This window comes from Sphingomonas antarctica (assembly GCF_965137005.1).
Taxonomy (GTDB): Bacteria; Pseudomonadota; Alphaproteobacteria; order Sphingomonadales; family Sphingomonadaceae; genus Sphingomonas_O; species Sphingomonas_O antarctica.
Window position 1 is genome coordinate 59,430 of the sequence record NZ_CBCRXM010000016.1, and the last position, 11,471, is coordinate 70,900.

The following is an 11,471-nucleotide window of genomic DNA, read 5'->3' on the forward strand; positions in this document are numbered from 1 at the left end:
TCCGGACTCACCCTGACGTTCGATAAAGGGAGCCGCACGATGTCCGTCACCAAAGTCACGCTCGCCGCCACATTGCTGGCATCGGTCGCAATCCCGACGACGGTGATGGCACAGAACGCCGCCAGTGCGCCGGCGTCCTACGAAGGTGAATCGGAAATCATCGTCACCGCGCAAAAGCGCGAGGAAAGCCTGCAAAGCGTGCCGATCAGCATTCAGGCGCTGAGCACGAAGAAGCTCGACCAGCTCGGCATTTCGAATTTCAACGAATATGCCCAGCAGCTGCCGTCTGTGTCGTTTCAGACGTCGGCGCCCGGGGTCACCAACGTCTATATGCGCGGCGTCGCATCGGGCGGCGACGGCAACCATTCGGGATCGCTGCCCTCGGTCGGCGTCTATCTCGACGAACAGCCGGTCACGACGATCGGCGGCACGCTGGACGTCCATGTGTATGACATCGCCCGGATCGAAAGCCTCGCGGGTCCGCAAGGCACGCTTTACGGCGCCTCGTCCGAAGCGGGCACGATCCGCATCATCACCAACAAGCCGGTGCTCGACCAGGTCGAAGGCCGCGTCGATGGCGAGGTCAACAGCGTCCATTCGGGCGGCGTCGGCGGCAAGCTGGAAGGCGTCATCAACCTGCCGTTGTGGGACGCAGCGGCATTGCGCGTCGTTGGTTATTACCAGCACGACACGGGGTTCATCGACAATGTCGCGGGGACGCGCGCGTTCCTGCCGCAGCCCGGCGGGATCACCGTCAACAACAACGCGTTGGTCAAAAAGAATTTCAACGACACCGATACCTGGGGCGGGCGCGCCGCGCTGAAGATCGATCTCGACGACAATTGGACGGTGACGCCGACGATCCTGTATCAGGATCAGCGCACGCACGGCGTCTATGGCTATGACCCCAGCGTCGGCGACCTGAAGGTCCAGCATTTCTTCCCCGATTACGGCAAGGACCGGTATCTGCAGGGTGCGCTGACCATCGAGGGCAAGCTGGGCAATTGGGACCTGACTTACGCCGGCGCGTATCTCGACCGGAAACGGTCGTCGTCGTCGGATTATACCGATTACGCCGAAACCTATGACTCGCTCTATTCGAGCGTCGGCGGCGTCGCCGGTTATTTCTATTTCCAGAATGCCGCGGGCCAGACGATCGATTCCCGCCAACGCGTGTTCGGCAGCGACCATTTCAAGAAGACCAGCCAGGAATTCCGCGTCGCCAGCCCGCAGGACGAGCGCTTCCGCGTCGTCGCCGGGCTGTTTTACCAAAACCAGTCGAACCTGATCCATCAGGATTATTTCGTGCCGAACCTCGCCGCGAACCTGTCGGTCAACGGGCATCCGGGCACGCTGTGGCTGACCCAGCAAAAGCGCGTCGACAAGGATTATGCGGCGTTCGGTGAAGCGAGTTTCGACATCGTGCCGACACTGACGCTGACCGGCGGTGCGCGCGGGTATATTTACGACAATTCGCTGATCGGGTTCTTCGGATTCGGGCGCGATCCGAACGGGCCGCCGTACAATGCGGCGGGCAGTTCGCGCACCGGCGTCGCCGGATGTTTCAACACCGACGGATCGACGGTGCGCGACAATCCGGGCGGCACGTTGATCGGTGCGGCGGTCCCGGGTGGACCGTGCACCAACCTCGGGACGTTCGTGGGCAACGGCAAGATCGTGCCCAAGGAGACGCAAGGTCAGGGCTTCCTCCACAAATTGAACCTGACGTGGAAGCCGAGCCGCGACCTGTTGCTCTATGGCACCTGGTCGCGCGGCTATCGTCCGGGGGGCATCAACCGGCGCGGCACGGTGGCGCCGTATGCGGCGGACTTTTTGACTAATTACGAAGTCGGTGTGAAGACGACCTGGCTCGACGGCAAATTACGCATCAACGGGGCAGTGTATCAGCAGGACTGGAAGAATTTCCAGTTCGCGTTCCTCGGCGCGAACAGCTTCACCGAGATTCATAACGGCCCCAACGCGCGTATTCGCGGGGTCGAGGCCGATGCCGCGCTCAATCTCGGCGGGCTGTCGCTGACCGCGGCGGGATCGTACACCGATGCCAAGACGCGGAATAATCTGTGCGCGCAGAACGACACGACGTGCACGGTCTATCCGACGCTGGGCAGTGCGGCGACGGGGGCCGACTTCATCGCCTCGCTCGCCGGGCGCAGGTTGCCGATCACGCCCAAATTCAAGGTCAGCGGGACCGCCCGTTACGGCTTCCCGCTGGGCGGCGACATGAAGGGGCATGTGCAGGCGAACGTCGTGCATCAAAGCTCGGCCACGTCGGATGTGCGCGACCGGGCCGTCCAGACCGGGACCGGAACGATCTATAGCCCCGCGGATCAGCTGGGCCGCCTTCCCGCCTACACGCTGACCGATTTCACCGCGGGGGTCGATTTCGGCGCGAACAGCCAGTTCTCGATCGAAGCGTTCCTCAACAATGCATTCGACGAGCGCGCGCAGATCACGCGTTTCTCCGAATGCGGATCGTGCCTGCGGACGTATATCGTGCCGTTCACGCCGCGCACGTTCGGGTTGAGGGGCGGCGTGAAGTTCTGAGCCAGACCGACCGCCCCTTCGGCATCTGGACGGCGAGCGCGCTCGTCGTCGGGAGCATGGTCGGGTCGGGTGTGTTCCTGATCCCGGCGCAACTGGCGCCATATGGCTGGACCGGGCTCGTCGCATGGGGTGTGGCGATCCCGGGCGCGCTGCTGATCGCCTATATCCTGTCGGAGCTGGCCGCCGCGCGGCCGGGGGCGACCGGCGCGGTGGCCATCGTCGGCGAAGGTTTGGGGCCGCTGCCGGGCCTGATCATCGGCTGGAGCTATTGGGTCGCGGTGTGGGCGGTCAATGCGATCATCGCGCTGACGGCGGTCCGATACCTCGCGCGGTTCGTGCCCGAATTGACGGCGACGCCGCTGGCGACGGCGCTCGGCGCGACGGCCTTGGTGTGGGCGCTGACGGCGCTGAATCTTGGCGGCGCGCGCGGCGCGGGGCGGTTTCAGGTCGCGACGACGCTGCTGAAGCTGTTGCCGCTGATCGCCGTAGTCCTGATCCTAATCGGCCTTGCCTTCGGATCGTCCGGCCAGTTTTCCGCCAGCCCGCACACGCCGTTTTCGGGCGGCAGCCTGAGCACCGCGCTGACCCTGACCTTCTTTCCGCTGGTCGGCTTCGAATGCGCCAGCCTTGCCGCCGAGCGGGTGCGCGATCCCGCGCGAAATATTTTGCGCGCGACCCTGTTCGGGACGGCCCTGACGGGTGCGTTCTACTTCGTCATCTCGAACGGCATCGTGTTCGCGCTGCCCGAAGCGACGGTCGCCGCCGCCGATGCGCCGGTGGCGATGTTCGTCGAAATATTCTGGGGACGCGGTGCGGGGCTGATCATCGCCGCGTTCGCCGCCATCGCGGCGATCGGCTGCCTCAATGGCTGGGTGCTGATGCAGGGCGAGTTGCCGCTGGGCATGGCGCGTGCCGGGCTGTTGCCGCGATGGTTCGCGCACACCACCGGTCGTGACGCGTCCGCGCGGAGCGTGTTGCTGGCGAGCGGGCTGGCGAGCCTGCTGATCCTGTCCGGGACGATTCCGGGCATGGAGAATGTGCTCAACTTCATGCTGCGGCTGACCACCGCATCGACGGTGTGGCTGTATGCCGGCGCGTGCGTTGCCGCGTTGCGACTGGGCATCGCGCGCGTTCCCGCCGCGATCGGGCTGGTCTTTTGCGCGTGGGTGCTGGCGGGTGCGGGGGTCGAGGCGGTGGTGCTGAGCATCGCGCTGATGCTCACCGCGGTGCCGCTTTACTGGCTACGCCCGCGCGAACAGGCGGCCTAGCAGACTCCGGTCACGCAGGATTTCGTGCGCGGCATTGTGGCCCGGCGCGCCGGTGACGCCGCCGCCGGGGTGCGTGCCCGAGCCGCACATGTAGAGCCCTTTGAGCGGCCCGCGATAATCGCCGTGGCCGAGGACCGGACGCGCGGCCCAGAGTTGGTCGAGCGTCATGTGGCCGTGCATGATGTCGCCGCCGATCAGCCCGAATTTGCGCTCCAGATCGAGCGGCGAGTGGATTTGCGTCGCGATGATCGATTTGCGGAAATTGGGGGCGTGTTTGGTGACGGTGTCGATGATCAGGTCGGCAGCAGCTTCGCGTTCGTCGTCCCAGTTTCGGCCGTCCGGCAATACGGGGGCAAATTGCTGGCAGAACAGCGAGGCGATGTGCTGCCCGGGAGGGGCGAGGCTGTCGTCGACCGACGTGGGCAGCTTCATCTCGACGATCGGTTCCTTCGACCAGCCGAACGCCTTCGCGTCGGTGAATGCCTGGTCCATGTAATCGAGCGTCGGGGAAATGATGATCCCGGCGGTGTGGTGTTCGGCCTTGTCCTTGCCCGGCAGGACGGTGAAATCGGGCAGTTCGCTGAGCGCGACGTTCATGCGGAAGGTGCCCGACCCAGCCTTGAAGCCGTCCATGCGGCGGGCGAATTCGGGGGTCAGGTCGCTGCGGTCGATAAGCTGGCGGTAAAGCAAAGCGGGGCCGGCGTTGGAGGCGACGATGTCCGCCGCGATTTCCTCTCCGCTTGCGAGTTTGATGCCGGTGACCTTGTTGCCATCGACCAGCACTTTGGCGACTGGCGCTTCGACGCTGATCTCGACGCCTGCTTCGACGCAGGCCTCCGCCATGTATTGGGTGATCGCACCCATGCCGCCGACGCTGTGGCCCCACATGCCCTTTTTGCCGTTGATCTCGCCGAACACGTGGTGGAGCAGGACATAGGCGCTGCCCGGCGTGTCGGGGCTGGCATAATTGCCGACGACGGCGTCGAAGCCGAATGCGGCCTGGATGTACGGGTTTTCGTACCAGCTTTCGAGGAAGCCGCGCGCCGATTTGACGAACAGGTCCATCGTGTCGCGCTGTGCCTCGAGGTCCATTCCGGCGAGGCGTTTGCCCTGAGCGGCAGCGGCGATGAGCGCGCGCAAACCGCCGCCGACATTGGGGGGGGTCTTGAGTGCCATATCGCGCAGGACTTCGGCGACGCGTTCCAGCGCTTCTTCGTATTTGGGGAAGGTGTCGGCGTCTCTTTGGCTGAAGCGGGCGAACTCCGCCTGCGTCCGCGCGGTGCCGCCGCCGAGTTTGAGATAGCCATTGTCATGCGGGAAGAAGTTGCTGATCGTGCGCTCGATGATCCGCCAGCCGCGTTCGTGCAGGCGCATGTCCTTGATAACCTTGGGGCGCAGCAGGCTGACCGTGTAGCTGGCGGTCGAATTGCGGAAGCCGGGGTGGAATTCCTCGGTCACCGCCGCGCCGCCGACGATGTGCCGCCGTTCGAGCACGCGCACCTTCAATCCGGCGCGGGCGAGATAAAAAGCGCAAACGAGGCCGTTATGCCCGCCGCCGATGATGATCGCGTCGTATGTCTTGGTCATGCTTTCGCACCTTCGCGGTGGGCCGTTGGTAGCCCCTCCCCTTCAGGTTCAAAGCAATGCTTTGAAGGGTTGGGGTGGGGCCGTCCAGCCCAGCGATCCGGCAACGTATCAAGTGCGGTGCCGGTTGTCGTAATTACGCCCTCAATCTGTTGTCCAACTTCGGCGTTCGTGAACCGAAGGACGCGATAGCCCAACTCGGCCAGTCGGTTGTCACGCACGCCGTCGCGCCGAGAGTCGTGCGTTTCGCCATCGACCTCCACGATCAGCGCCTTTGACGGGCACAGGAAGTCGACGATGTACCGGTCGATCACCGTTTGCCGCCGAAATTTATAGCCGTTCAACTGGGATCGGCTGAGGTGCCGCCAAAGTATCACTTCGAGCGGCGTTGGTTCTTTACGCAGTTGATTTGCGAAACCCAGCAGCCGTTGGTCACGCATGTGGCGACGGCCCCACCCCAACCCCTCCCCTGAAGGGGAGGGGCTTTTGGATCCGTCCCCATCCGGCAGGAGGCGGAGTCAGCGCGCACACCTCCGGCACCAAAGTCCGCATTCGCCGCGCGAGTGCGCGCAGGCAAACTTCGCTGGTGCCGAGCGGGCCGCGCACGAAGCTGCTCGACTTCATGCCGTCCTGGACGCGCGCGACCAAATCCGAATCCTCCTGGCTGACGCGGCGGTTGATGCGCCAGTTGAGCGCGCGCGCGACACGCATTTCGCGGCGGTCGTCGGGCAGCGCGTAAGCGGTTTCGCGGATCATCGTCGTGTCGGGCGTCAGCGGGATGAACTGCATGAAATCGATCTGGTCGGCATACAGGTCGAACGCCACGTTCGGCCACAGCTTGTAGTAGAACCAATAGCGCTGCCGATCCGCCGGCAGGTGATCGACATTCGGTAAATGCTGGAAATATAAGCGCTCGGACAAACTGGCCTTGGGATCGAGCGCGATCGGTCCGCCGAGCCGGTCGACCCATTCGGTCGCCTGCACCGCATAGGCGTCGCCCGGGAACAGCCGCTTGAGGCCCGGATGCGCGACGGGAATGTGCAGGCCGTCGGAGTAATTGTCCGAGATGTTCTTCCAATTGGCCGGGCGCGGGCGGGTGGTGACGCGACCGATCGCCTGCATCTCCTCCAACCGGTAGGGCGCGATCTCTGCCTCGAACGGCGCCATCATTTCGGCGACCGACGCGGGCGGCGTTGCGATGCTGGCGAAGACGAACCCGCGCCAGATTTCGATCGGATATTCGACCAGGCTGTGTTCGCGCGGATCGAGCGCGGGATAATCGCGGCGGTTGGGGACGCCCGACAAGCGCCCGTCCAGCTCGAACGTCCAGGCGTGATAGGGACAGATCAGTTTTTTCGCACAGCCCGCCGAACCATCGAGAATCCGCGCGCCGCGGTGGCGGCAGACATTGGCGAACGCGCGGACGGTATTATCCTCACCCCGGACCGCGACGATGTTTTCGCCGAGGATCGACAGCTGACGCCAGTCGCCCGCATCCGGAATGTCGTTCAGATGACAGACGATCTGCCATGACGGGGCGAACACCCTCGCCTTTTCGGCGGCGAGCATATCGGCATCGGTATAGGCCCAGGCCGGCAGACCGTAATCCGCTTCGTCCGTCGCCGTGATGAGCTTTGCCGCCGTGGCCATGCGCTTTGCCTTCCACCATTGGCGATAGCGGGCGCATGGGTGGGTGGGAAGATCGACGAGAGGCGTTCGAATGGCCGAATGCGTCCGATCCGCAGCCGTTCAGCTGGCCAAAACCCGGTTTCGCCCTTGGGCCTTGGCACAATACAAGCCTGTATCGGCACGGTGAATCGCCGCGATATTCGCGCCGTGATCGCCCGACGTCACCGCGACGCCGGCGGAGAATGAGATTACGCCCAGCGGCTCGTCATTCTCGCGCAATTTGAGTTTTCGCACCGACAGGTCCGCGCGCGCCGCATCGAGCAAGGCCATGCCCGAATCTTGGTCCTCGTCGTCCATGACCACCAGGAACTCCTCGCCGCCCCAGCGTCCGACGAAATGCGGTGCGCAGCTCGCGGCGAGCGACGACGCGACCAGTTTGAGCACGCGATCCCCGACCCCGTGGCCGAAGCGATCGTTGACCGATTTGAAGTGATCGATGTCGCAAATTCCGATCGCGCGCGGGCGACCGCCATCGGCCAGGCGCTGAAGATGCCGGTCGATCGCGCGCCGGTTGCCCAGCCCCGTCAATTGATCGCGTTCGGCATCGTCGCGCGCGGCTTCGAGTTCTTCGCGCAGCGATTCGACTTCCTTCGCGGCGGCGTTCAATTCCTCTTCGGCGCGACGCGACCGTTCGATCATGCGGGTGACGATCTGTACCGTGCGCGCCTCGTCGCCGGCAAAGCCTTCGGCTTCCGCGCTCAGGTCGCGCGTGAACGCACCGGTGGCGGCCGCCGCGCTCGACGCGACCTCGCCCAATTTGATGGTTTGATGGCGCAGCGCATCGCGTTCGGCATCGTTGTTGGACGCCGGTTCGGCATGGGCGTTTTCGCTGGCGTAGAGCGTCACGATTTCGTCGGCCTCGCCCTGCCGGATGCGCACACCGCCTTCGGTGATCGCATTGACCGCGCGCCCGATCTGCGATTTCGGCTCGGTCAGCGCGATATAGGCCAGCGTGTAATTTTCGGGTGTCGGCGGCAACCATTGCTGGGCGAGAAACGCCAGCGCGTTTTCCGCATCTGCCTGGGTCGCGCTCGACATGATCTGGCCCCCCCAAACGTTGAACGTCTGCAGCCATACACGGCGATAGTTAACGATTCTTCAGCATGCTGATCTGGATCAACGCTCGCGTGGCATCCTTATTTCTTGAATGCCGCCACGCCCTGGATCGCCTTGGTCGCATCGCTGCCCTGGATCAGATAGTCGATCCCGGCGAACGGCGCGCCATTGCCCGAGAAAAAGCCGTTGACGAAGGCACTGCACGATCCGCCACAGCTGGCGCCCGCGCCGGTCACGCCGACGCTGCCCGAAAAGCCCGTGCCCTGCGCCGCGCTGGTCGTGCTGGTGGTGTAGCTCAGCCCGCCGGCGCCGGGTGCCGCCGCGCCGCCGGTCGTGGCCATCGCATAGGCCGCGCCGCCGACCGTGACGGTCGAGGTGATGCCGACCTTCTTTGCCGCGAAATCGACGCCCAGCGTGCCGGTGAACGTGCCGGGCGCGGACGATCCGTCCTCGACCGTCGGGGCAGTGGCGCCCGCCAGGGTGTATTGCGCCGTGCCGCTGGTCGGCATGTTGGTTGCGGGTGCGCCGCTGACGATATGAAAGCCCTGATTTGCCGACCGGGCGGCGAACATCTTGCTCGACCCGAGGAAGGTGCCGCTGGCCGTCCCGCCCGACCAGCGCGACCAGGCGATGGTGTCGGTCGCCGACGTCGCGATGCCGCCATCGACGGTGTTGGTGCCGCTGGACACGGATTCGGTCGTGGCGGTGCGATTGGCGAAATTGGTGATCTTGCCCGCGCTGTCGGCCGTGACGAGATAGTCGCTGCGCACGTCTCCGCCGACGCCGCTGCCGGCATAAGCCAGCTGGCGGCTGTCCGCCGCGGCGGGGGGCAGGGCCGGCGATCCGGCGGGTGGCGTCGCGGTAAAGCTGTCCTGGCTGAACACCGCCGCGCCGAGCAGGCTGGTGCTGCCGGTGAAGATGCCGGTGGCTTCGTAGGTCAACGCGGCAAGCGCACCGCGCGTGTCGCCGGTCTGGATCGTGTAGCTGATGCGGCAAAGCGAGGCGGGAACGCAGTTGGTGCCGCCCGTCGAGTTGATCTGGCCGCTGGCGAAAACCGTGCCAAAGCCACCATCGCTGCTGTTCATCGACAGCGACGGCGAGGCGATCCCGCCCGACGACACGAAATCGCCCGTGTAATTGCCGAGGCCGAAATTGGCGGACAGGTGCAGGTCGAGACCGAGCTTGGGCGCGGTCGCGAACAGGATGCCGATCCGCCCCGTCAGCGACGACGAGATCAGCGTGCGCGCGTCCGACGCGATCGGCGCGGTCGCGCCGCTGAGCGTGTAGGTCGCACTGCCAGCGACGGTGACCGTCGTCGCCGGGACCGGCCTGACGGCGGCGTAGAGGAACCCCTGGGCCGGCGTGTAGAGCAAGCGCCCGTTCGGTGCATCGACCTCACCGCCGTTCCAGCGCCCGATCTGCCAGCCCGAACCCGATTGCGCGTCGGCGGTCGTCGCCGTTACGCGGTAATAGCTGGATGTCGGGTCGAACGTCGCGGCGGGATCATTGACGGTGCCGGTCTTCTGCAACCCGAAGGTCTTGATCGCCCCTGCCGCGTCGAGCAGCACGTTCGCCTGCGTCTGATAATAAGTGAATGGCACTCCGCCGTTCGCGCCATAGGGCCCGGTGGCGACAATGTTGACCAGGCCGTTATTGACCTGCCCGGCGGGGTTCACGAACCCGCTCTTGCTCGGATCGCCGCTGGTCGTGCCCGCCGCGACCGTGGTCGGCAATGCGGCGGCGGTGGTCGATTGGAACAGCGCCGCCCCGGTGATGCCGCCGGTCACGCCAAAGGTGTAGACCAATCCGGCGCGCGACACGTCACCACCCGCGAGATAGCCGCTGACATCGCCGAGGCAGCTCGTCCCGCCGGTGCGTCCGGCACAAGCGGAACTGCCCGTCGAACCGGTGACGCTGATCTGGCCGGTCAGCACGCCGGTGTTCGAAATGCTCGAATTCAGGGCGCCGCCGCTCAGCGTGCTTGTCGTGATCGTGTAAATCTTGCTCCCGCCCGTCTCCGGCATCGTCACGGTGCCCGAAAAATCGAACACCGGCTTGCTGCCGAAATCGATCCGCAGCAGCGCGTTGGTCAGCGTGCCCGGATCGGACAGGCCGTCGACGAAATTGGGTTTGGTGGCGGAGACGAGCGTGTAATTCGCGCTGCCCGACACCGGCAGGATGCCGGTGAACGGCGCGGTGACGAGATAGGCCAGCCCTTCCCTGGCATTGGGCTGGAAGCGTTCGTTGCTCGCCGGGCCGACCGAGGTGCCATCGGTCCAGCGACCGATCGACATCACGGTATTGGCCCAGACATCGGTGTTGATGGTCGTACCGAGGCTGTGCGTCCCGAAACTTTGCAGCGCGCCGTTATTGTCCACGACCGCGCCCGAAGCGCCGCCCAGAGTGCGCGATCCAGTGACGTTCGCCACATTGGAGGCGACCGATGCCGTGCCCGCATAGGTCACCACCAGCCCGCTGGTCGCGGCAAGTGTCGCGCCGCCGGTGCCACCGGGCGTGGTCGGCGTGACGCTGTGCGGCAGCGTCGGTCCGGGCAGAGTCGGGGTCGATGTCACCGTCTGCGCGCCGGTGCCGAAGATCGCGCCGCCGATGATCTGTTTGGCGCCGCCGCCGATCTGGTACGTCACACCCGCCTGTGTCGCGCCGGTGCCGAACAGCGACCCATAGGCATTGCCGAAACATCCCGAAGGACACGGGCTGCCCGTGACTGTCCCCGTCGCGTTGATCTGGCCAGCGATGCTGAAGCCCGAGCTGGAGTCGGTCGGGTTGGCCGGATCGCCACCAACCTTGAGCTCGTACGTCGATCCGGCGAGTCCGATCAGGAAGTCCAGCCCGACACGCCGCGTGGCGAAGTTGAGCGTCATCGATCCGGAGAAACTGCCCGGATTGGCCGATCCGTCGACGAATGTCGGCGCAAGATAGGACAGCAGATTATAGGTGATCAGCCCGGTGGTCGGCAGCTTCGACACCGGGCTGCCCGCGATGACGTAATCGCCCTGCCCCGCGGTCAGCGGCTCCGGTCCGTTCAAGGTTTCGCCGACGGTGCCACCGGCCCAGCGCGTCCAGGCGATGATCTGGCCGTTCGCGGCCTTGGCAAAGCCGTGATCCGGCGCGGATGCGGTGTCGCGGGTGATGGTGTTGGCCGTGCCGAGCATGACCCGATCGAACGTTCCGTCGGCTTGCGCGGTGACGGTCACGGTATCGGCCGCCATCGGTCCCTTGGCATTGTGACGGATGAAGCCGACCGGCGTGCCGAACAGGCCCGTGGGTGAGGGTGTCGGGGTCGGGGTC

Annotated in this window: 7 protein-coding genes; 2 read left to right on the top strand and 5 right to left on the bottom strand. The window is 65.3% G+C overall.

Annotated elements, in window-relative coordinates; translation table 11 throughout:
* The first annotated feature begins 39 nt into the window (after positions 1-39).
* Together ACM9ME_RS13795 and ACM9ME_RS13800 are read left to right on the top strand one after the other, a co-directional pair.
* Positions 40-2,565: a TonB-dependent receptor gene (locus ACM9ME_RS13795; protein WP_415644039.1), complete on the top strand. Its 2,526-nt coding sequence runs from the start codon at positions 40-42 to the stop codon at positions 2,563-2,565.
* On the top strand, positions 2,496-3,833 hold the full coding sequence (locus tag ACM9ME_RS13800; RefSeq protein WP_415644040.1) for an APC family permease: 1,338 nt from the start codon (positions 2,496-2,498) through the stop codon (positions 3,831-3,833). The genes ACM9ME_RS13795 and ACM9ME_RS13800 overlap by 70 nt, the downstream gene beginning before the upstream one ends.
* On the opposite strand, the gene ACM9ME_RS13805 is transcribed toward ACM9ME_RS13800, so the two are convergent.
* From ACM9ME_RS13805 to ACM9ME_RS13825, 5 genes are all read right to left on the bottom strand, one after another.
* Positions 3,807-5,420: a phytoene desaturase family protein gene (locus ACM9ME_RS13805; RefSeq protein WP_415644041.1), complete on the bottom strand. Its 1,614-nt coding sequence runs from the start codon at positions 5,418-5,420 to the stop codon at positions 3,807-3,809. The two genes, ACM9ME_RS13800 and ACM9ME_RS13805, sit on opposite strands and share 27 nt — an antisense overlap.
* Positions 5,417-5,857, bottom strand: coding sequence for an endonuclease domain-containing protein (locus tag ACM9ME_RS13810; protein ID WP_415644042.1), 441 nt, complete (start codon positions 5,855-5,857; stop codon positions 5,417-5,419). Before ACM9ME_RS13810 ends, ACM9ME_RS13805 begins: the two co-directional genes overlap by 4 nt.
* Positions 5,850-7,067, bottom strand: a complete 1,218-nt coding sequence (locus tag ACM9ME_RS13815; protein ID WP_415644043.1) for an aromatic ring-hydroxylating oxygenase subunit alpha — start codon at positions 7,065-7,067, stop codon at positions 5,850-5,852. The genes ACM9ME_RS13810 and ACM9ME_RS13815 overlap by 8 nt, the downstream gene beginning before the upstream one ends.
* 99 nt (positions 7,068-7,166) lie before the next feature.
* Positions 7,167-8,144: a GGDEF domain-containing protein gene (locus ACM9ME_RS13820; RefSeq protein WP_415644044.1), complete on the bottom strand. Its 978-nt coding sequence runs from the start codon at positions 8,142-8,144 to the stop codon at positions 7,167-7,169.
* Positions 8,145-8,242: 98 nt separating this feature from the next.
* Positions 8,243-11,471, bottom strand: a 3,229-nt coding sequence (locus ACM9ME_RS13825) for a beta strand repeat-containing protein (RefSeq protein ID WP_415644045.1), incomplete at its 5' end; no start/stop codon positions are given.